Raw genomic sequence first — 21,402 nt, 5'->3', positions numbered from 1 at the left:
AGGCCGTCTAAATGACAGGCCGTCTATCCGCGGTCTGAATGCGGCTCTGAATGCGGCTTGGTGGTGGCGCCTGGGGTTGTTTCGGGCTTCGTGTGGAGGATGTCGCGGGCCTGTTCTGCGGCGCGGACGATGCTCTCGGAGACGAAGTCGACGAAGCGGGCGATGTTTTCGAGGCGGGCGGCGGCCTGGGTGTCGGGGCCGAGGATGCCGACGCCCTGCCGTGCGATCTCGACGAGCTGGGCGGTGGCGCGGGCGCTGGCCATCATCGATTGGTACCAGACATCGTCGTCGACGACGTAGCGCTCGCGGCGGCGTTCGTCGCGTTCCCTGCGGACGAGGCCCTGGCTCTCGAGGAACGTGATCGCTTTGGAGATGGACGCCGGGCTGACCTGGAGGCGCTGGACGAGTTCGGACGCGGTGAGGCTGCCGGCGTCGGTGAGGGTGAGGCAGGTCAGCACCCGGGACATCATCTTGGGCACACCTGAGGCCATGAGGATGGTGGTGAACGTCTCCTCGTACTCGCGCACGGCCTCGGCGTCGCGTCCGTGGGCCTGCGGGGGCATCTCCGGCCCCTGGGGCGCGGCCTGCTTGCGCCGGTGGGTGCGGCGTTCGGTGGCGCGGTGGGCAAGGTCGGCGCGGTAGGCGGTGGGACCGCCGTTGCGCATCACCTCACGCGTGATCGTCGAGGTCGGACGGTCGAGGCGTCTGGCGATCTCCGCGTAGGCGAGGCCGTCGGCCAGGCCCAGCGCGATCTGCTGGCGGTCCTGCTGAGTGAGCCTGCCTCCCGGCATCGCGGTCTCCTTCGTTCTTGTCGGTGCCTGCCTCCAGAATAGCGTTCACTCTCAATTCATTGCAACGAGTGAGGTCCCTGTCGTTGCGTTAAATTCAGAAGCGTTGCAACGATCTCCTTGCTTCGACCTGCATTTATGGCGTTTTTGCGCAACGGACTTGTTGCGGCGCCTTGGAAAGCAACGTAGCGTTTCCATTGTTCGAAACAATGAGTCGCAGGAGATCATCATGCAGAAGTTCGCCACCCCCGCCCCCGTCGCCGCCGTCCTCGACATCCCCGCCGGACGCATCCGGCTCATCGCCGCCGACCGCACCGACACCACCGTCGAGATCCTCCCCGCGAACACCGCAAAGAGCCGCGACGTGAAGGCGGCCGAGCAGACCACCGTCACGTACGACGACGGCGTCCTGCGGGTCGAAGCCCCGGCGGCCAAGCGGACCCTCGGCAACCCCGGATCCGTCGAGGTGACCATCCAGCTGCCCGCCGGCTCCCGCATCGAGGCGAAGACGGCCAGCGCCGAGTTCCGCGGCGTCGGACGCCTCGGCGACGTCACCCTCGACAGCGCCCACGGCACGGTCAAGCTCGACGAGACCGCAAACGCCCACCTCACCCTCGCCGCCGGCGACATCACCGTCGGCCGCCTCGGCGGCCCCGCGGAGATCAGCACCCAAAAGGGCGACCTCGACATCACCGAGGCCATGCGCGGGACCGTCACCCTGCGCACCGAGGCCGGCGACATCTCGGTCGGCGCCGCCCGCGGAGTCTCCGCCTCCCTCGACGCCGGCACCTCCTACGGCCGGATCCACAACGCCCTCCAGAACACCGAAGGCGCCACCGCCGCCCTGAACATCCACGCCACCACCGCCTACGGCGACATCACCGCCCGCAGCCTCTGACCACAGCCTTTGCCCCGCAACCTCTGAGGAGCAGCATCATGACGAACATGACCCCCGAGATCACCGGGCAGGATCGCCCGGAGCTGCAGAAGGCCATCCAGGAGGTCGTCGATTCCGGTTTCGCCGGGATGCAGCTGCGCGTGCACGATGAGCGGGGTGAGTGGGTCGGCAGCGCCGGGGTGCGCGAGCTGGGCGAGAGCGCCGCGCCACCGGCCGACGGGCGGGTCCGGATCGGCAGCAACACCAAGACCTTCATCGCGACCCTGATGCTGCAGCTGGTGGCCGAGGGAAAGATCGGGCTGGACGACCCGGTGGCCGGCTACCTGCCCGAGTTCGGGCTGGACCGGCGGATCACGGTACGGATGCTGCTGCAGCACACCAGCGGGGTGTTCAACTTCACCGGCGAGTACTACGAGGACGGGACGGTCGCGCCCGGGATCCCCTGGCAGGGCCGGGAGTGGGTGGACAACCGGTTCAAGAACTACCGGCCGGAGGAGCTGGTACGGCTGGCGTTGTCCAAGCCGGCGCGGTTCGAGCCGGGGACGGACTGGAGCTACTCCAACACCAACTACGTGCTGGCCGGACTGCTGATCGAGAAGGTCACCGGCCGCGCGCTCGCCGAGGAGATGCAGCGGCTGATCCTGGGGCCGCTCGGGCTCTCGGGCACCGTGGTGCCGGATACCCGGCAGGAGATCCCCGAGCCGCACGCCCACGCCTACTACCGGTACGAGGACGCCGGGCGGCAGAAGACGGTCGACGTCACCCGCCAGAACCCCTCCTGGATCTCCAGCGGCGGGGACATGATCTCGACCACCCAGGACCTCCACACGTTCATCTCCGCGCTCGTGGGCGGCAAGCTCCTGCCGGCCGCACTGCTGGCCGAGATGTGCAAGCCGCATCCCAAGGCCGGCTACGGCCTGGGGGTGTTCGTGCAGGAGACGGACTGCGGCGGCACCGTCATCACCCACAACGGCGGCATCGCGGGCCATGCGGCGCTGATGTACAGCACGCCCGACGGCAGCAGGACCCTGACCGCCTCGCTGAACTATGTGGACGACGCGGCGATGTCCCTGGCCGAGGCGTTCCAGAAGGCGACGCAGAGGCTCGTCATGGAGGTGTTCTGCGGCGGGCGGGGTGAGGCGGCTGACGAGCCGGCCGACAAAGCCGCTGCCGAGGCGGCTGGCGGGCTCGGGCGGTGAAGCGTGCAGGGCCCGGGTGGGCGGGTGCGGCTCTAGGCGGACGTCCTGGCGTAGGTGAGGACGACGTTCCCGCGCTCGAAGACGCGGCTGTCGGTGAGCCTGAAGGTGCACGGCGAGAAGCCGGCGCGGAAGAGCGGGACGCCGGAACCGGCCACGACCGGGCACTGCTTGACGATCAGTTCGTCGATCTCGGGCAGGAGCCGGCCGGCCAGGTCGCCGCCGCCGCAGAGCCAGATGCCGAGCCCGTCCTCCTGCTTGAGCCGGCGGACCAGCTCCACCGGATCCTCCGTGGTGACCTCGACGGCCGGGTCCGGGCTGGTGGTGAGCGAGCTGGAGAAGACGATCTGCCGCAGGTGGGCGTACGGGCTGGTGAGGCCTTCAGCCTGCCCCGGGGCGTACGTGCCACGGCCCATGAGCACGGTGTCGAAGCGAGTGTTGGGGGCGTCCGCGACTCCGAAAGCGGCACGGGCCGGGGTCGGGAGCGCGTCCGCGTACTCGGCGGCCAGGTGCGGCACGAAGTCCTCGGTGACGTGCGCCATGAGGAAGTCGAAGCCACCGTCAGGGTCGGCGATGAAGCCGTCGATGGAGGCGCCGACGAAGTAGGTGAGCTTGCGCAATGCCAGTCCCTCAGTTCAGACGAATTTTATGACAGACGTAACTTTACGCACAGGCGACTTAGATGATCAAGAGCAATTTTGCCGCAGGGGAAGTTTTTTCTCCGCGGACGCAGCGGAAGGGGACGCCACAGAAGAGGACGCCGCGGCCGGGACCGGATGGCGCCCGTCCTCGGCCGGCGCCCTACCTCAGCGCCCGTCTGAGTACCCCCCTCGTCCTCCCCGCCAGCGCTGTCGCCACGTAGCGGTCCACGCCCGGCAGGCGGGCGGCGCGTAGGGCCAAGCGGCGCGCCCGTAGTTCCGTCTCTGAGCCGGGGAGGAACCAGCGCACGCCCCGCCGGGCCGCCCGCTGCTTCTCCTCGACCACCGGCCGCCACCTCTCCTCGTACCGCCGCAGCGCCGTCCCGACCGACGGCGCCCCGGCCAGCTGCTCGGCGAGCAGGTAGGCGCCGGCCATGCCGAGCGAGGCGCCCTGACCGGCGAGCAGGGACACCGCGTAGCAGGCGTCGCCGACGAGGGTCACCCGCCCCTGGCTCCAGCACGGCACCTCGACCTGGGCGACCAGGTCGTAGTACACCTCGTCGCCGGGCGGGCAGGCGCGCAGCGCCCGCGGGACGACCCAGCCGAGGCCGGCGTATTCGCGGCGCAGCGTCTCCCGCGGGTCGTCCGGCAGCGCGGGGTCGGCGGAGCGGTGGACGGCGAACGCCGCCACGCGGCCGTCGCGCAGGCTGTAGAAGCCCATCTGGCGGTCGGTCGTGTCGGTGAGGACGAAGTTCCTCCGGCCGATGGCGTGGATCTCCGGGTCCTCGAAGACGAACGCCGCGGTGTGGAAGCCGAGGCGGCGCACGTAGCGCTCGTCGTCGCCGAAGGCGAGCCCGCGGACGGCCGAGTGCACGCCGTCCGCGCCGACGACGACGTCCGCCGCGACCTCCGTGCCGTCGGTCAGCGTCGCGGCCGCGCCGTCCGGGTGGTGGGTGACCGCGGTGAGCCCCGTCCCGAACCGCACGTCGACCTTGCCGGGCAGGCTCTCGTACAGCGCCCGTTCGAGGTCCGGCCGCATGATGCTGATCAGGCGTCCGCCGGCGGCCCGGCCGAAGCGCTCGTAGCTCAGACCGGCCCGCGTGCGCCCCTCGCCGTCCACGTAGCGGAGGGCGTCCACCGCGTAGCCGAGCTCCTGCAGCCGGGGCAGCAGGCCCATCTCGCGGGCGGCCGTGTAGCCGGGGCCGAAGAAGTCGATCATGTAGCCCTGGGTGCGGAGGCCGTCGGCCTTCTCCAGGACGACCACCTCCCAGCCGTGGTCGCCGAGGCACCGCGCGAGGGCGAGCCCCGCGATCCCACCGCCGCAGATCAAGGCCTTCATCGCGTGCAGCCTCCCACTCGCGTCGTCCGCCGCCCCCGGAACCCGACATGTGCCCGCGCCGACCGCCGCCACACGTCCGCCGAGCGTCCTCCCACCCCCGTCCCCCGCCCGGCTCACCCGGCCGGGCGTACCGCCCGGTTGTCCCCGGCAGTGACGTCATGGGGTATCCCGTCATGGCGCAGGGCTCGCAGGCCGACCGCGACGCGATGAACGGATGAACGGATGAACGGCAGGTCGCCGGGGGCGGGAGGCGTGCTGAGCAGCACGGGGCCGGGAGGAGTTCCGGGTAACGGGGGAGGGGGACGCGGCTCCTCCCGGCCTCGGCCAGTTTCGCCGGTGACGTGGCGTGGCGGCAGGGCCGTGCGGGCCCCTTTCCCAGGGCCGGGCGGCCCTGTCGTACGCTGCTGGACAGGTACCTGGCCCGGGGAGCAGTCATGACCGAAACCGCAGATCAGACCGGTGATCACATGGCCGGCGGGTTACCGTCGGCCAATCGGATGCGCGGACTCCTCGACGCCGTGATGAGCCTCGGACACGGGCTGGAGCTCCCCCAGGTCCTGCACGGGATCGTCGAGGCCGCGGTCACGCTCACCGATGCCGAGTACGGTGCCCTCGGGATCGTCGGTGACGGGGGGACGCTGTCGGAGTTCCTGCCCGTCGGCATGTCCGAGGAGCTCACCGCGCGCATCGGCCGCACCCCCTGCGGCCGCGGCATCCTCGGGGAGCTCATCCACAACCCCGCCCCGCTCCGGCTCACCGACCTCAACCGGCACCCGCGCAGCTACGGCTTCCCCGAGCACCATCCGCCCATGCGCACCTTCCTGGGCGTGCCGGTGCGCGTCCGCGACGAGGTCTTCGGCAACCTCTACCTCACCGAGAAGCGGGGCGGCGCCGCCTTCGACGCCGACGACGAGGCCGTCCTCACCACGCTCTCCATCGCCGCGGGCGTGGCCATCGACAACGCCCGCATGTACCACGAGAGCCGTCGCCGCGAGCGCTGGCTGCAGGCGCTCGGCGAGATCACCCGCAGCCTGCTGTCCGGCACGGACGCGGACGAGGCGCTCAAGCTGATCGCCGAGCGGGCGCGGGAGGTCGCGGACGCGGACGGCGCCGCCGTCGTGCACGACGGCCAGGACGCCGTCGACTCCGCGCCCGGCGACGGGCCGACCGTCGTCGTCCCCCTGCCGTCCGGCCCCGGCGCGTGCGGCGCGCTGCGGCTGCACCGGCGGCCCGGGCGGCCCCCGTTCGACGACACCGAGGTGAAGCTGATCTCCGGCTTCGCCGACCAGGCCGCGATCGCCCTCGAACTCGCCCAGCGGCGCGCCGAGTCCGAGGAGCTGGCCGTCCTCCACGACCGCGACCGGATCGCCCGCGACCTGCACGACCTGGCCATCCAGCGGCTCTTCGCGACCGGCATGACCCTGCAGAGCGCCACCCGGCTGATCGACCGGCCCGAAGCCGCCGAGCGCGTCGGCCGGGCCGTCGACGACCTCGACACCACGATCCAGATCATCCGGTCGACCATCTTCGGCCTGCGGACGGCCGGCGACGGCCGCGGCGGCGGGCCCAGCCTGCGGCGCGGCATGGCCGAGGCCGTGCAGGCCGCCACGCGGACACTGGGCTTCGCACCCGCCCTGCGCATCGAGGGCCCCGCCGACACCGACGTCCCCGGCGAACTCGCCGAGCACATCCTCGCGGTGGCCGTGGAAGCGCTGAGCAACGCGGCCCGCCACGCCCGCGCCCGCCGCGTGGACGTCGCCCTGGCCGTGGACGCCTCGTCGGCCACGCTGACCGTCACGGACGACGGCGTCGGCGTCGGCTCCGCACCCCGGCGCGGCGGGCTGGCCAACATGAGGTCCCGGGCCGAACTGCACGGCGGGCACCTGTCCGTGGAGTCGCCCGAGGGCGGGGGGACGCAGATCGTGTGGGGCGTGCCGCTGCCGGAGTGAGGGCGGGGCCGGGCCGGGGCGGGGCCGGGGCCGGGGCGGGACCGGGGCGGGACCGGGCCTGGGGCGGGGCCTCGCCGACGCCGTCCGTCCCCTCAGCCGTTCCGCGCCTTCCCCGCGATCACCGCCGCCTGCACCCTCCTCCCCACCCCCAGCTTCGCCAGGATCGACGAGATCCGGTTCTTGACCGTCTTCTCGGCGAGGAACAGCCGGTCCGCGATCTGCCGGTTCGTCAGGCCCTCGCCGATGAGATCGAGGATCTCCCGCTCGCGCGGCGAGAGGCGGTCGAGTTCCGATGCCTCCGGCACCTCCGGCTCGCTCGGCTCGCGCAGGCGGGCCATCACCCGGGACGCCGTGCGCGGGTCGAGCGTCGACTTCCCCGTGGCCACCGTCCGCACCGCGGACACCAGCTCCGAGCCGTTGATCTGCTTGAGGACGTAGCCCGCGGCGCCCGCCATGATGGCGTCGAAGAGGGCCTCGTCGTCGTCGAAGGACGTGAGCATCAGGCAGGCCAGCCCCGGCATCCGGGCGCGCAGTTCGCGGCACACCTCGATGCCGCCGTGGTCTCCGCCCTCCTCGCCCCGCTCGCCGAGGCGTACGTCGAGGACGGCGACGTGCGGGCGGGACGCGGGCACCCGCGAGAGGGCCTCGCGGCCCGTGGCCGCCTCCCCCACGACCTCGATGTCCGGCTCCGCTTCGAGGAGGTCGCGGACGCCGCGGCGGACCACCTCGTGGTCGTCGAGGATGAAGACCCTCAAGGGGTCTGTTTCCGAGGTGACTTGCGGGGCGGTGTCCGTCTCAGTGTCCGTATCGGTGTCCGTATCGGTCCGTTCCATACGAGGCAGTATGTCCGGGCCGGGCGGAGGCGCCACGTCCGGGCCCGGCGGGGGCGCAACGCACGGTGCGGGCGCCCCCGCCGGGGCCCGTTCGCACAGACCCCGCAACCAGCTCACACCGCGCCGCCACCGCCCGGATAGGGCCGAACGGCCCTGCGGACCGGGGCCGGGCGGTCCCGCCGGCCCGTTGCCATACTGGCGCGTCCCAGCCCGCGTGAGGAGCTCAAGGAGCTGCCGACCCGTGAACACCGTCAACGACTCCTACCACTCCCTGCTCGCCCGGCACGACGCGATGCGGCTGCGCCGGCAGTTGCTGTCCCCGGGTGCGCGGCAGGCGGCGGAAGGGTCCGGCGCGCGGGCCGGGGCGCCGCCGCAGCGGCCCTACGACGAGGCCGCCGGCGCCGCCGACCAGCGCGTGATCACCGACCACCTCGAACTCGTCACGCCCTTCAGCGACTTGATCACGCACCTCTATGACGCGATGTTCGCGCACTGGCCCTATCTGCGGCGCCTCTTCCCGGACTCGATGGAGTTCCAGCGCAGGCACCTCGAAGGGATCTTCTGGTACCTGATCGAGAACCTGCACGACCCGGACGAGGTGGCGTCCGTCTTCACCCGGCTCGGCCGCGACCACCGCAAGCTGGGCGTACGGCCCGCGCACTACCGGGCGTTCGAGGCCGCGCTGTGCGAGGCGCTGCGCCGGACGGCGGGCCCGCGGTGGAACGAGGCCATGGAGCAGGCGTGGGTGCGGATGCTGCGGTTCGCGGTGGCGGCCATGGTCCGGGGCGCGGAGGCCGCACTCGGCGAGCCGCCCGCCTGGCAGGCCACGGTCACCGGGCACGAGCTGCGCCGCCCGGACCTGGCCGTCCTGCGCGTGCGGACGCACGAGCCGTACCCGTACCGGGCCGGGCAGCACGCGGCGGTGGCCTCGCCGCTGCTGCCGCAGGCGTGGCGGCAGTACTCGCTGGCCTGCGCGCCGCGGCCGGACGGCGAGCTGGAGTTCCACGTGCGGCTGACCGGCCGCGGCGGGGTCAGCGAGGCCCTCGTGGCCCGCACCCGCCCCGGCGACACGCTGCGGCTCGGCCCGGCGAGCGGGACGATGACGCTCGACGACGACCTCGCGCACGACCTGCTGCTCGTCGCGAGCGGCACGGGGTGGGCGGCGGCGAAGGCGCTGCTGCAGGAGCTGGCCGCCCGCCGCGCCGCCCGCCGGGGCGCGCACCGCGCCGCGCACCTCTTCCTCGGGGTCCGGCACCCGTCCGCGCTCTACGACACCGAGGCGCCGGACGAACTGCGGCGCCGCTACCCGTGGCTGCAGGTCACCCAGGTGGTCGGGGAGGGGCCGGGGCCCGGTGAGCACCACGCGCTGGCGGAGGTCGTCGCGGGGCACGGGGGCTGGGCCCGGCACCTCGCCTACGTCAGCGGGCCGCCGTCCATGGTCGGCACGCTCGTGGCCCGGCTCACGGCGGGCCCGTCGCCGGCGCTCCCGGCCGCCCGCATCCGGCACGATCCGCTGCCGGACCGGGCCTAAGGCCTGTCCGACGGGACTTCGGCTCTGGTTCCGTCGTTGCCGCCTGCGGCGGCGAGCGCCCTGCGGGGGCGTCCTCAAGCGCCGGACGGGCTGATATCGGCTGAGCTCCAGCCAACCAGCCCGTCCGGTGCTTGAAGACATCGCCGCACAGCGGTGGTGCGCGCCCGTGATCCGCCGGACACCCCCTAGGGGCACCCGGGGGCCGGAGGCCGGCCCTGACCCGTCCTGGCCCGCCCTCGCCCAGGGCCGAACGGCCCCTGGTACGCGGTGATCTGCTCGCCTGTACTGGTGGGGTGAGCGACGCCACCGCACCTCCCCGTCACCGGGTCGAACTCAGCCGCGCCGAGTCTCTCCGGCTCCTGGGCAGCGTCTCCCTGGGCCGGGTCGTCTTCACCCGCCGCGCCCTGCCCGCCATCCGGCCGGTCAACCACGTCGTGGACGGCGGAAACGTCGTCATCCGCACCCACGAGGGCGCCGCCCTCGCCGGGCTCGCGGCGCCTCCGGAGCAGACGGGCATCGGCAGCCGCGGCCGGGCGGCCGGGCGGCCCGGCCGGGGTGAGGGTGGCGATGCGGGCCAGGGCGTGGTGGTCGCCTACGAGGCCGACGCCATCGACCCCGAAACCCACCTCGGCTGGAGCGTCGTGGTCACCGGCTACTGCACGCTCGTCACCGACCCGGACGAGCTCGCCCGCTACGAGGCCCTGCTGGAGCCGTGGTGGGACGAGCGGATGGACTGCGCGGTGCGGATTCGTCCGTCGCTCGTCACGGGTGTCCGGCTGACGAACGGACGCGGCGCGGCGCCGACGGCAGCCACCTGACGGCCGTTCCCTGACGGCCGTGCCCCGGTGACGGCCGACCCCCTGACGGCCGTCACCGTGACGGCCGTCCCCCTGACGAACGGCCTCCAGGCGGACAGCCTCCCGGCGGGAGGGCTCCCGGCGGGTGGCCGACTCCTGGCGCACGGCCCCCGGATACACGGCCGTCCCCTAGAGCACGACTCCCAGACGCACGGCCGTCCCCTAGCGCACGGCTCCCGGACACACGGCCGCCTCCCAGCGAGCGGGCTCCGGGCGGGCTCCCGGCAGGCGGCCGGGCTCCTGGCACACAGCCCCCGGATCCACAGCTACCTCCAGCACACGGCCCCCGGACACGGCCGTCGCCTAGCGCACGACTCCCAGACGCACGACCGTCCCCTAGCGCACGGCTCCCGGACACACAGCCGCCTCCCAGCACACGGCCCCCGGACACACAGCCGCCCCCTAGCGCACGACTCCCAGGCGCACGGCCACCTCCTGGCGCACGGCACCCGGACGCACCGCCACCTCCCAGCACACGGCCCCCGGACACACAGCCGTCCCCCAGCACACGACTCCCAGACCCACGGCCACCTCTGGCACAAGGCCCCCGGACACACGGCCGCCTGACGACCGGTTTCCCGTCAGGCGGCCCCACTACGACGCCTCGCGTACGGCCCCCTGCTGCGCGGCCTCCCGCCGTACGGATTCCCACCGTACGGATTCCCGGCGCACCGCCTCCTCGTACCGGCGTACGACGAGCCGTGCTACGGCCTCGTGCGGGCCGAGGGGGGCCGAGACGAGTCGGGGACCGGCCTCCCTGCGTACCGCCTCGCTGAAGTGGCCGGGCGCCGTCAGGTAGGTGGCGACGGACACGTCCTCGTGCCCCTCCGCCCGTAGGGCCGCCACGGCGTCCGCAGGTCTCGTGCCGTACCCGGCCGCGTGCGCGGGCACCACGCGCGTTCCCAGCCTCAGGGCGAGCAGCCGCGCCATGCGGGCGGTGTCCGCCCCCGCCGCGGGGTCGGAGGAGCCCGCGGCGGCGAGTACGACCGGCGCCGGGGACCGCTCCGGCCGGCCCGCCTCGGCCAGTCGCCCGGCGAGCGCCTCGGCGAGCAGCGGGTGCGGGCCGAGCGCGGGGGCGGTGCGGCAGTGCAGCCACGGCGCGGCCGCCACGGCGGCGGGCACGTCGGAGCGCAGGTGGTGGCCGGTGCCGAGGAGCAGCGGTACGAGCACGGCCGCGCCGTCGAGCCCGGCCAGGACCGACTCCAGCGACGGCGACGCGAGGCCGAGGTAGCCGACCCGCACGTCCAGCCCGGGCCGCAGCGCGCGCACGCGCCGCACCAGCGCCTCGGTCACCGCGACCCCGGCCGGGCTGCGGGTGCCGTGGGCGACGGCGACGAGGGCGGGGGCGGGGGCGGGGACTGGCGTAGCCGACCGGAACGAGACCATCCCTCACACCCCTTCCAGCCGGTTCCGGCCCGGCCGGAGGTAGACCGCCCACGTGAGCGCCGCACACAGGGCGTACGTGGCCAGGAAGGCCAGGTACGCCGCGTCGCCGTTGTGCGTGCCCAGGAAGGACTGGCGGAAGGCGAGGTTGACCAGGACGCCGCCGAAGGCGCCCACCGCGCCGGCGACCCCGATCAGCGCCGAGGCGCGGCGGCGGGAGGCCCGTTCGGCATCGTCCGGGTCCGCGCCGACCGCCACCGCGGCCCGCGCCTGCGCGCGGAAGATCGCCGGGATCATCTTGTACGTCGAGCCGTTGCCGATGCCGCTGAAGACGAACAGCGCCACGAACCCGGTGACGAACAGCGGCAGGGAGCCCTGCCGCGACGCCGCCAGGACGGTCACCGCGCCCGCGGCCATCGCCCCGTAGTTCCACAGCGTCACCCGCGCCCCGCCCCAGCGGTCTGCGAGCAGCCCGCCGTACGGGCGTACCAGCGAGCCGAGCAGCGGGCCGAGGAACGTCAGGCCCGCGGCCGCGACCGGCGTCCCGAAGTCCTCCTGGAACTGCACCTGCAGCACCTGTCCGAAGGCGAAGCCGAAGCCGATGAAGGAGCCGAACGTGCCGACGTAGAGCACGGACATGACCCAGGTGTGCGGCTCCCGGCAGATCTCGCGCAGGGCGCGCCTGTCGTTGCGCAGGGCGGTGAGGTTGTCCATGCGCAGCGCGGAGCCGAGGGCCGCGAGGGCGATCAGCGGGATGTAGATCAGCGGCAGCAGGCGCGGGTGGCCGCTGCCCGCGGTGGCGAGGACCAGCAGGCCGAGGAGCTGGACGGCGGGCACGCCGAGGTTGCCGCCGCCGGCGTTGACCCCGAGGGCCCGGCCCTTGAGGTGCTGCGGGTAGAAGGCGTTGATGTTGGCCATGGAGGAGGCGAAGTTGCCGCCGCCGACCCCGGCGACGCAGGCGACGGCGAGCAGGGTCCCGTAGGAGACGCCGGGTTCGAGGACGATGCCCGCCAGCACGGTCGGGACGAGCAGCAGGAGGGCGCTGAACACCGTCCAGTTGCGGCCGCCGAAGCGGGCCACGGCGACGGTGTACGGGAGCCGCAGCACGGCGCCGAGCGCCGTCGGCAGGGCGGTGAGCAGGAACTTCCCGGCGGGGTCGATGCCGTACTCGGGCCCGAGGAAGAGGACCAGGACGGACCACAGGCTCCACACGGAGAAGCCGATGTGCTCGGAGAGCACGGAGAAGACCAGGTTGCGGCGGGCGACGCGGGCGCCCGTCTCCTTCCAGAAGACGGGGTCCTCGGGGCGCCAGTCGGCGATGTCGTGGGGGCGGCGTGGTGGAGGGGGTGGCTGCGCGTCGGCCGGTGCCGCGGGGGCTGACGCGGGTGCCACGGGGGCTGACGCGGGTGCCACGGGTGCCACGGGGGCCGACACGAGGGCCGCGGGGGCCGCGGAGGCCGCAGCAGCTGACGCGGCGCCTGCCCCCGGCAGGCCGTTCCCCCGCCGCACCGGCCACACCCGTACCGTCGCCTCGCTGCCGTCCGGCGCGACCGGCTCGTCCAGGCAGGTGCCCGTCCGCAGGTCGAAGGCCTGCTTGTACATGGGCGAGGCCACCACCGGCACGCCGTCCCGGCTGCCGAGGATGCCGCGCGAGAGGACGTACGCGCCGCTGAACGGGTCGCGGTTGCCGACGGCGTACACCTCCCCGGCCCGGTCGCGGAAGACCGCCACCTGCTGGTCGCCGAGCAGGACGGCGACGCCGCGCCCGGGAACGAGCGCCTCCCAGTCGCACACGGGCTGCCAGCCCGTTCCGTCGTGGATCTCCACGGTCGTCGTCATCGTGCACGCACCTCCAGCCGGGCACCGGCGATCACCGGCGTCGTACGGGCCTGCTCGCGCTCACTCGCACGCTCGTGCTCGTGCTCACGTTCACGTTCACGTTCACGCTCGTGCTCGTGCTCGTGCGGCAGGGCGGGTCGGAACTGGCCCCGTTCGGGGACGAAGCGGATGGTCGGGTCGGGGGTGCCGGGGGCGTTGGCGAAGGAGGCGAAGCGGCGCAGCCGTTCGGGGTCGGCGAGGGTGGCGGCCCACTCGTCCTCGTAGGTCTCGATGTGGCGGCCCATCAGCTCGTCCAGGTCGGCGCAGATGCCGAGGGCGTCGTCCATGACGACGGCGCGCAGGTGGTCGAGGCCGCCTTCGAGGCGTTCGAGCCAGGGGGCGGTGCGCTCCAGCCGGTCGGCGGTGCGGATGTAGAACATCAGGAAGCGGTCGATCGTCCGGATCAGGGTGGGGCGGTCGAGGCCGGAGGCGAGCAGGTCGGCGTGGCGCGGGGTCGCGCCGCCGTTGCCGCCGACGTAGAGGTTCCAGCCGTCGGAGGTGGCGATGACGCCGAAGTCCTTGCTCTGCGCCTCGGCGCACTCGCGGGCGCAGCCGGACACCGCGGCCTTCAGCTTGTGCGGGGCGCGCAGCCCGCGGTAGCGCAGCTCCAGTTCGATGGCGAGGCCTACGGAGTCCTGCACGCCGTAGCGGCACCAGGTCTCCCCCACACAGGACTTCACGGTGCGCAGGGCCTTGCCGTAGGCGTGCCCGGATTCGAAGCCCGCGTCGACGAGCCGCCGCCAGATCTCCGGGAGCTGGTCGACACCGGCGCCGAAGAGGTCGATCCGCTGCCCTCCGGTGATCTTCGTGTAGAGCCCGAAGTCGCGGGCGATCTCGCCGATGACGATGAGGCCCTCGGGGGTGATCTCCCCGCCGGGGACGCGCGGGACGACGGAGTAGGAGCCGTTGCGCTGCAGGTTGGCCAGGAAGTGGTCGTTGGTGTCCTGGAGGGCGGCCTGTTCGCCGTCGAGGATGTGCCCGTTGCCGAGGCTGGCGAGGATCGAGGCGACGACGGGCTTGCAGACGTCGCAGCCCTCGCCGGACCGCCGCGGGTCGGTGCCGTGTTCGTCGACGAGCCGCGAGAAGCTGTCGATGCCCTTGACGCGGATGATCTCGTAGAGCTCGGCGCGGGTGCGGTCGAAGTGCTCGCACAGGCCGCGGGCGACCTCGGCGCCGGTCGCGGCGAGCTCGTCGTTGACGATGGTGCCGAGCATCTTGACGCAACTGCCGCAGCCCGTACCGGCCCTGGTGCACTTCTTGACGTCGGGCACGCTCGTGCAGCCCGTGTCCCGTACCGCCTCCCTGACCGCGCCTTTGGTGACGTGGTGGCAGGAGCACACGACCGCCTCGTCGGGCAGGGCGACCGGCCCGGCGGGCGCCCCGGCGGAGGTGGGCAGCACGAGCTGCTCGGGCGGGGCGGGCAGCGGCGTGCCGCTCGCGGCGAGGGGGCGCAGCAGGCCGTACGCCTCCGCGTCGCCGACCAGGACGCCGCCCAGCAGCGCGCCGTCGGCGCCGATGACCAGCTTCTTGTACACGCCGTCGCGGCTGCTGGAGTACAGCACGTCGAGGGCGCCCGGGGTGGTGCCGTGCGCGTCGCCGAAGCTCGCGACCTCCACGCCGAGGAGCTTGAGTTTGGTGGAGGTGTCGGCGCCGGTGAAGGTGCCCTCGCCGCCGGAGAGGTGGCGCGCGGCGGTCTCCGCCATGGCGTAGCCGGGCGCGACGAGCCCGTACACGCGGCCGTCGGAGGCGAGCGCGCACTCGCCGATGGCGAGGACGGCGGGGTCGGCCGTGCGGCAGCGGTCGTCGACGACGATGCCGCCGCGCTCGCCGACGGGCAGGCCGCAGTCGCGGGCCAGCTGGTCGCGCGGGCGCACCCCGGCGGAGAAGATCACCAGGTCGGCGGCGAGCGCGGTGCCGTCGGAGAGGGTGAGGCCGCGGGTGCGGCCGTCGTCGTCCGTGTCGACCTGCTGGGCTCCGGCGCCGGTGTGCACGGCGACGCCGAGCTCCTCGATCTTCCGGCGCAGGACGGCGCCCCCGCCGTCGTCGACCTGGAGCGCCATCAGCCGGGGCGCGAACTCGACGACGTGGGTCTCCAGCCCCATGGCCTGCAGCGCGCCCGCGGCCTCCAGGCCGAGGAGCCCGCCGCCGATGACCGCACCGGTCCGGGCCGTGCGGGCGCCTTCCCGGATGGCCTCCAGGTCCTCGATGGTGCGGTAGACGTGGCAGCCCGGGGCGTCGTGCCCGGGGACGGGCGGCACGAAGGGGTACGAGCCGGTGGCCAGCACCAGGGCGTCGTAGGGGAAGGTGCGGCCGGAGGCGGTGGTGACGGTCCGCGCGTCCCGGTCGACGGCGGTGGCCGGGTCGCCGAGCCGCAGGTCGATGCCGTGCTCCGCCAGGAACCCCGCGCTGCACAGGGAGAGCTCCTCGGCGGAGGTGCCGGAGAACCAGGAGGTCAGGTGGACGCGGTCGTACGCGGGCCGCGGCTCCTCGGCCAGGACGGTCACCTGCCACTCCGAGGTGCGCTCGGTCAGGGCTTCCAGGAAGCGCTGGCCGACCATGCCGTGGCCGATCAGGACCAGGTGTTTCACCGTCATCAGGAGGCTCCTCGGGCCGTGGGCAGGTGCAGGGGTGGTGCCGTGAGCGGGTGCAGGGGTGGGGGTGAGGGTGCCGTGAGCAGGGCCAGGGGTGGTGGTGCCGTGAGCAGGTCCAGGGGGTCGCCGGGCACGGGCTCGTCGCGCTCGTAGGCGCGGACCAGGGCGGCGGCCGCCGCCGGGTCGCCGAGGAGGATCCCGCCGACGATCCGGTCGCCGCGCAGCAGGAGCTTCTTGTACGAGCCGCGGGTCGCGTCGGCGAGCCGCAGGACGTCGACCCCGGGGGTCTCGGGCCCGGGCGCCTCGGGTCCGCTCTCGCCGAACGCCGCGTACGCCAGGGGCCCGGCCGTCAGCCGGGTGTACGGGCGCGAGCCCGGGTACACGGCGTCCGGGGCGGCGCCGGAGAGCCGGGCGGCCAGCACGTCGGCCTGGTCCCAGGCGGTGCCGGCCGTGCCGTGCGCGGTGCCGCGGTGCTCGGCGCAGTCGCCGATCGCGTACGCGTCGGGGGCGCAGGAGAGCCGGTCGTCGACGACGATCCCGGTGCGGACGGGGAGACCGGCGGCGCGGGCGAGCGCGGTGCGGGGCACGACGCCGCAGGCGATGACGACGAGGCCGGCGTCCAGCACGGAGCCGTCGGCGAGGCGGACGGCGGTGACGCGGCGCGGGGCGCGGGCGCGGGCGCGGGCGGTCAGGGCTGTACGGGACGGTCCGCTCCCGCCCGTACGCCGCCCGCCGCCCGTACGCCCGGCGCCGTCCGTCCACCCGGCACCGTCCGTCCACCCGGCACCGTCCCCGGCGCCCGCTCGGACCGGCTGCTGCGCCACGGTCTCCGGGGCCTCCGTCAGTACCTCTTCCAGCACCTCCTCCGCCACGCTGTCCGTGAGGACTTCGACGCCCAGCTCCATAAGGCCCCGGCGCAGGATGCCGCCCGCCGGGCCGTCCAGGTCGCGTTCGACGAGGTGGCCGGCCCGGTGGACGAGCGTCACCGGCAGGCCCCGCGCCGCCAGGGCGCGGGCCGCGCTCACCCCGAGCACCCCGCCGCCGACCACCACCGCGCGGCGGGCGTGCGCCGCCGCGCCGGTCAGGCCGCGGCAGTCGGCGGCGGTGCGCAGCACGTGCACCCCGGGCCGCGGCCGCCCGTCGGCGCCGCACAGTCCGTCGACGGGCGGCAGGACCGGCTCGGCGCCGGTGGCGAGCACGAGCTCGTCGTAGGGGACGTGCGCGCCGTCCTCCAGCTGCAGGGTGTGCGCGACGGTGTCGAGCCCCGTCACCGCGCAGCCCGTCCGCAGCCGCGCGTCGCCGGACGGCAGCGTGAGGTCGTCCGCGGCGTAGCGCCCCGTGAGGGCGTCGGCGAGCAGAGCCCGGTTGTACGGGGCGCAGGGCTCGGCTCCGTACAGCGTCACTTCCGCGTCCCCGCCGAGGGCCTGGAACCGGTCGGCGAACCGGGCGGCGGCCATGCCCGCGCCCACGACGGCGATCCGGCGCGTCACCGTTCCGCCTCCGTAGCGGCGGAGGCGGAAACGGAGGAGGCCCGCTCGACGCGCACCGCGCACACCTTGAACTCGGGCATGCGCGAGACGGGGTCGAGGGCCGGGTTCGTCAGCGAGTTGGCGCGGCCCGCGCCGCCCCAGTGGAAGGGCATGAAGACGGTGTCGGGCCGGACGGTGTCGGTGACGCGGGCCGGGGCGACCGCCCGCCCGCGCCTGCTGCTGACGGCCAGCAGCTCGCCCTCCTCGACCCCGAGCCGACGGGCGAGGGCGGGGTGGAGCTCTACGAAGGGGCCCGGCGCGGCCTTGTTGAGCTCGTCGACGCGGCGGGTCTGGGCTCCGCTCTGGTACTGGGAGACGACGCGGCCCGTCGTCAGGAACAGCGGGTAGTCGCCGTCCGGCTCCTCCGCGGCGGGCCGGTGCGACACCGCGGCGAACCGCGCCCGCCCGTCGGGGGTGGCGAAGCGGTCCAGGAAGAGGCGGGGCGTGCCGGGGTGGTCCTCGCCGGGGCACGGCCAGAAGACGCCGTCCTCGTCGCGGATGCGGTCGTAGCTGATGCCCGCGTAGTCCGCCTGCCCGCCCGCCGAGGCGCGCCGCAGCTCCTCGAAGACCTCCTCGGGGTCCTCGGGGAACCCCTCGGGCACGCCGAGCCGGGCGGCGAGTCCGTGCAGGACGGCGAGGTCGCTGCGGACGCCCTCCGGGGCGTCGACGGCCTTGCGGCGCAGGATCACCCGCCCCTCCAGGTTCGTCGTCGTGCCGGTCTCCTCCGCCCACTGGGTGGCGGGCAGGACCACGTCGGCGAGCCGGGCCGTCTCGGAGAGGACCACGTCGCTCACGGCGAGGAAGTCCAGCGCGCGGATCCGTTCGGTGACGTGGGCGGCGCGGGGCGCCGAGACCACCGGGTTCGAGCCCATGAGCAGCAGCGCGCGGACGCCGCCGTCGCGGCCGAGGACGTCGAGGAGCTCGTACGCGCTGCGGCCCGGCCCGGGCAGGGCGGCGGGGTCGACGCCCCAGACCGCGGCCACGTGGGCGCGGGCCGCGGGGTCGGTGATCGAGCGGTAGCCGGGCAGCTGGTCCGCCTTCTGGCCGTGTTCCCGGCCGCCCTGGCCGTTGCCCTGGCCGGTGAGGCAGCCGTAGCCGGACCCGGGGCGCCCCGCCTTGCCGGCCGCCAGGCACAGGTTGATCCAGGCGCTGACCGTGTCCGTGCCCTTGCTCTGCTGCTCGGGGCCGCGCGCGGTCAGCACCATGCCCTGCCCGGCCCCGCCGAACATCGCCGCCGCCGCGGACAGTTGCGCCACGGGCACGCCCGTCAGCCGCTCCACGCGCTCCGGCCAGTGCGCCATGGCGGCGGCGCGGGCCTGCGCGAAGCCCGTCGTGCGGCGCGCGATGAAGTCCTCGTCCAGGTGGCCGTCGGCGATCAGCAGGTGCAGCAGCCCGAGCGCGAGCGCGAGGTCCGTTCCGGGGAGCGGCTGCAGGTGCAGGTCGGCCTGCTCGGCGGTGCGCGTGCGGCGCGGGTCGACGACGATCAGCCGGCCGCCGTTCTCGCGCAGCTCACGGAAGTAGCGCAGCGCCGGCGGCATCGTCTCCGCCGGGTTCGCGCCGACCAGGATCACGCAGTCCGTACGGGCGATGTCCGCCACCGGGAACGGCAGGCCGCGGTCGATGCCGAACGCCCGCCGGTGCGCGGCCGCCGCGGACGACATGCAGAAGCGGCCGTTGTAGTCGATGTTCGCGGTGCGCAGGGCGACCCGCGCGAACTTGCCCAGCAGGTACGCCTTCTCGTTCGTCAGCCCGCCGCCGCCGAAGACGCCGACGGCGTCCCGCCCGTACTGCCGCCGGGCCGCCGTCAGGCCGGCGGCCACCCGGTCGAGGGCCTCGTCCCAGGAGGCCGGGCGCAGCGGGCCGCCCCGGGCGTCACGGACCAGGGGCCCGGTCAGCCGGGCACCGGGGCGCAGCACGGCCGCGGCGGAACGGCCCTTGCCGCACAGGGCGCCGAGGTTGACGGGGAAGTCCGGCCGCTCCAGGACCTCGACCGGCTCCGGGCCGCCGGCCGGCAGCGGGCGCAGCCGCATGCCGCACTGCAGGGCGCAGTAGGGGCAGTGGCTGTCGGTGGCCCTGGCGGGGGCGGTGCCGGTCGTCGTCATGGCACCGAGAATCACGCCGCGGCGTTACGCCTCCGCGTCGGCGATGTTGCCCGTGCGGTACATGCTGTTCACACGGCCGCGCAGGCGGCGTCGGGCGTACGACATGCGCCGTAACCTGCCGGACGCCTTCCCTTACCCCTGCGTGACGGGCACGCAACGACCCCGAAACGCCGCCGACCGAACATGCGCAGCATGGGAACCGGCACCTCTCCCCGCACACCCCCCGTCCCCGGCCCGCTCCTCGGCTACGTCGTCGGCGTCACCGCCGACCGGCGGCGCGACGAACTCACGGCCCTGCTCAGGCGCAGGGGCGCCCGCGTCGTCGAAGCGCCGACGATGCGGATCGTCCCGCTCGACGACGACGTGGCCCTGCGCCGCGCCACCGAACGCTGCCTCACCGGCCCCCTCGACTACGTCGTCGCCACCACCGGCGTCGGCTGGCGCGGCTGGATGAGCGCCGCCGAGGGCTGGGGGCACGGCGCCGGGCTCGCCGGGGCCTGCCGGGGCGCGGAAGTCCTCAGCCGGGGCCCCAAGGCGACCGGGGCCGTACGCGCCAGCGGCCTGGCCGAGGCGTACTCGCCCGGCTCCGAAGCGTGCGACGAACTCCTGGCCTGGCTCCTCGCCCGCGACATCGCCGGCCGCCGCATCGCCGTCCAGGAGCACGGTGCGCCCCTGCCGGGCTTCGCGGACGCCCTGCGCCAGCGCGGGGCCGAGGTCATCGAAGTGCCGGTCTACCGCTGGACGCAGCCCGAGGACCCGGGCGCCGCCCGGCGCCTCGTCGAGCAGACCGTACGCCGCGAAGTCCACGCCCTCACCTTCACCAGCGCCCCGGCCATCGACTTCTTCCTGGCCTGCGCGCGCGAGGCCGGCCTGTTTGCGCAGGTCCTCGACGCCCTCCGGGGCCCCGTCTTGCCCGTGTGCGTCGGCTCCGTCTGCGCCCGCCCCCTGGAAGACGCCGGCGTCCCCACCGTCCAGCCCGAACGCGGCCGCCTCGGCGCCCTCGTCCGCACCCTCACCCAGATCCTCCCCACCCGCGACCGCCGCACCCTCCGCAACGGCCCCCGCCCCCTGGTCCTCCAGGGCAACGCCCTCATAGCCGACGACGAAGCCCTCTGGCTCCCCCCGCTCCCCGCCGCGATCCTCCGCACCCTCGCCGAACACCCCGGCTGGGTCCTCAGCCGGGGTGAACTCCTGCGCCGCGTCTGGGCCGACGCCCAGACGGACGAACACGCGGTCGAGGCGGCGGTGGGCCGCCTGCGCAGCGCACTGGGGTCACACGCGGGGTTGATCAGGACGGTGCCGAAGAGGGGGTACCGGTTGGCGGTGGAGGGGTGACGGGCGGGTTGGTGAGCGGGCCGGGTGCGAGGGGGAACGCCGGGTGGGCACGGTAAGTGGTCACTGATGCGCCTCACTGACGTGCTGACGCTGCCGGGCGTCGATCTCCTTGACCGCGCCCGGCCCCTGCCGCAGCGCCGCGGCACGCCTGACCACCAGCACCGTGCATTTCAAGCACGATGTCTGCGAGGACTTGCTTCCCGCCTGCTCGGACTGAGCGGTCACAGCCCACCGCCTGAGGAACGGCGATTGGCGTCGGCAACGCGTGCTGACAGGAGAGACCCGTCGGCGGCGGTCCCACCTGCGAGCAGTTTTCCGATCAGGACATGGAATTCCGCCGCTTCGACGCTACTCAACACGAGTTCGAGCGGACCCTGTTGTCGGTCCAGAAAGAAGAGGGCAAGCGGAACACGAATCTCGCCGGTATGACCGTCGCGCGTCGCCGTGGCCCCTTTCCGAAGAGACGCGTGGCACTGGTCCAAGTCGTGCATGAAAGCCCCTTACTGCAGGTCGCCGGGTAACAGTCGGTGACCATAGGGCGGTCGCCAGGGGGTG

General features: G+C 74.2%; 17 protein-coding genes and 1 pseudogene. 6 read left to right on the top strand and 12 right to left on the bottom strand.

Annotated elements, in window-relative coordinates:
- Positions 1-23 precede the first annotated feature (23 nt).
- Positions 24-791, bottom strand: a complete 768-nt coding sequence (locus FGW37_RS17490; protein WP_179081901.1) for a GbsR/MarR family transcriptional regulator — start codon at positions 789-791, stop codon at positions 24-26.
- 226 nt (positions 792-1,017) lie between these two features.
- Here FGW37_RS17490 and FGW37_RS17485 point away from each other — a divergent pair, with 226 nt between their 5' ends.
- Positions 1,018-1,686, top strand: coding sequence for a DUF4097 family beta strand repeat-containing protein (locus tag FGW37_RS17485; RefSeq protein ID WP_179081900.1), 669 nt, complete (start codon positions 1,018-1,020; stop codon positions 1,684-1,686).
- A gap of 38 nt (positions 1,687-1,724) precedes the next feature.
- Positions 1,725-2,885 (top strand): serine hydrolase domain-containing protein, encoded by a 1,161-nt coding sequence (locus FGW37_RS17480; RefSeq protein ID WP_246430426.1) that lies wholly within the window; start codon positions 1,725-1,727, stop codon positions 2,883-2,885.
- A 32-nt stretch (positions 2,886-2,917) separates the two neighbouring features.
- Here the strand turns inward: FGW37_RS17480 and FGW37_RS17475 are convergent, their stop codons facing one another.
- Both FGW37_RS17475 and FGW37_RS17470 read right to left on the bottom strand, forming a co-directional pair.
- Positions 2,918-3,502, bottom strand: a complete 585-nt coding sequence (locus FGW37_RS17475) for a dihydrofolate reductase family protein (protein ID WP_179081899.1) — start codon at positions 3,500-3,502, stop codon at positions 2,918-2,920.
- A gap of 181 nt (positions 3,503-3,683) precedes the next feature.
- Positions 3,684-4,859, bottom strand: coding sequence for an FAD-dependent monooxygenase (locus tag FGW37_RS17470; RefSeq protein ID WP_179081898.1), 1,176 nt, complete (start codon positions 4,857-4,859; stop codon positions 3,684-3,686).
- Between the two features lie 497 nt (positions 4,860-5,356).
- On the opposite strand from FGW37_RS17470, the gene FGW37_RS17465 reads away from it, so the two are divergent.
- The gene (locus tag FGW37_RS17465) at positions 5,357-6,808 is read left to right on the top strand and encodes a sensor histidine kinase (protein WP_179084752.1); all 1,452 of its coding nucleotides are present in this window, start codon (positions 5,357-5,359) and stop codon (positions 6,806-6,808) included.
- Positions 6,809-6,900: 92 nt separating this feature from the next.
- On the opposite strand, the gene FGW37_RS17460 is transcribed toward FGW37_RS17465, so the two are convergent.
- The gene (locus FGW37_RS17460) at positions 6,901-7,641 is read right to left on the bottom strand and encodes a response regulator (RefSeq protein WP_179081897.1); all 741 of its coding nucleotides are present in this window, start codon (positions 7,639-7,641) and stop codon (positions 6,901-6,903) included.
- Positions 7,642-7,882: 241 nt separating this feature from the next.
- Here FGW37_RS17460 and FGW37_RS17455 point away from each other — a divergent pair, with 241 nt between their 5' ends.
- On the top strand, positions 7,883-9,172 hold the full coding sequence (locus FGW37_RS17455; RefSeq protein WP_246430424.1) for a globin domain-containing protein: 1,290 nt from the start codon (positions 7,883-7,885) through the stop codon (positions 9,170-9,172).
- Between the two features lie 293 nt (positions 9,173-9,465).
- A complete protein-coding gene (locus FGW37_RS17450) occupies positions 9,466-9,990 on the top strand; it encodes a pyridoxamine 5'-phosphate oxidase family protein (protein WP_179081896.1) in 525 nt (174 codons plus the stop codon).
- 633 nt (positions 9,991-10,623) lie between these two features.
- Here the strand turns inward: FGW37_RS17450 and FGW37_RS17445 are convergent.
- The 6 genes and pseudogenes from FGW37_RS17445 to FGW37_RS17425 all read right to left on the bottom strand — a co-directional run bounded on the left by FGW37_RS17445 (position 10,624) and on the right by FGW37_RS17425 (position 19,512).
- Positions 10,624-11,415: a sirohydrochlorin chelatase gene (locus FGW37_RS17445; protein ID WP_179081895.1), complete on the bottom strand. Its 792-nt coding sequence runs from the start codon at positions 11,413-11,415 to the stop codon at positions 10,624-10,626.
- Positions 11,416-11,418: 3 nt separating this feature from the next.
- Positions 11,419-12,825, bottom strand: coding sequence for a nitrate/nitrite transporter (locus FGW37_RS17440; RefSeq protein ID WP_425506647.1), 1,407 nt, complete (start codon positions 12,823-12,825; stop codon positions 11,419-11,421).
- Between the two features lie 90 nt (positions 12,826-12,915).
- Positions 12,916-13,251: pseudogene (gene nirD, locus FGW37_RS33345) on the bottom strand (nitrite reductase small subunit NirD); the annotation flags it as partial.
- The gene (gene nirB, locus FGW37_RS17435) at positions 13,248-15,884 is read right to left on the bottom strand and encodes a nitrite reductase large subunit NirB (protein WP_179081894.1); all 2,637 of its coding nucleotides are present in this window, start codon (positions 15,882-15,884) and stop codon (positions 13,248-13,250) included. The pseudogene nirD and the gene nirB, both read right to left, overlap by 4 nt.
- Positions 15,884-17,371: an NAD(P)/FAD-dependent oxidoreductase gene (locus FGW37_RS17430; RefSeq protein ID WP_246430423.1), complete on the bottom strand. Its 1,488-nt coding sequence runs from the start codon at positions 17,369-17,371 to the stop codon at positions 15,884-15,886. Before FGW37_RS17430 ends, nirB begins: the two co-directional genes overlap by 1 nt.
- Complete coding sequence (locus FGW37_RS17425; RefSeq protein WP_179081893.1) at positions 17,368-19,512, bottom strand: molybdopterin oxidoreductase family protein; 2,145 nt, start codon at positions 19,510-19,512, stop codon at positions 17,368-17,370. Before FGW37_RS17425 ends, FGW37_RS17430 begins: the two co-directional genes overlap by 4 nt.
- A 192-nt stretch (positions 19,513-19,704) precedes the next feature.
- Between FGW37_RS17425 and FGW37_RS17420 the strand changes: the two genes are divergently transcribed.
- Positions 19,705-20,847: a uroporphyrinogen-III synthase gene (locus FGW37_RS17420; protein WP_179081892.1), complete on the top strand. Its 1,143-nt coding sequence runs from the start codon at positions 19,705-19,707 to the stop codon at positions 20,845-20,847.
- A gap of 60 nt (positions 20,848-20,907) precedes the next feature.
- Here FGW37_RS17420 and FGW37_RS17415 read toward each other — a convergent pair whose 3' ends face one another.
- Together FGW37_RS17415 and FGW37_RS17410 are read right to left on the bottom strand one after the other, a co-directional pair.
- The gene (locus tag FGW37_RS17415) at positions 20,908-21,072 is read right to left on the bottom strand and encodes a hypothetical protein (RefSeq protein WP_179081891.1); all 165 of its coding nucleotides are present in this window, start codon (positions 21,070-21,072) and stop codon (positions 20,908-20,910) included.
- On the bottom strand, positions 21,069-21,338 hold the full coding sequence (locus FGW37_RS17410; RefSeq protein WP_179081890.1) for a hypothetical protein: 270 nt from the start codon (positions 21,336-21,338) through the stop codon (positions 21,069-21,071). Before FGW37_RS17410 ends, FGW37_RS17415 begins: the two co-directional genes overlap by 4 nt.
- Positions 21,339-21,402: the final 64 nt, after the last annotated feature.

Source organism: Streptomyces rectiverticillatus (assembly GCF_013394065.1).
In the GTDB taxonomy this organism is placed as follows: domain Bacteria; phylum Actinomycetota; class Actinomycetes; order Streptomycetales; family Streptomycetaceae; genus Streptomyces; species Streptomyces rectiverticillatus.
This window is presented reverse-complemented; position numbering and strand designations above follow the sequence as displayed.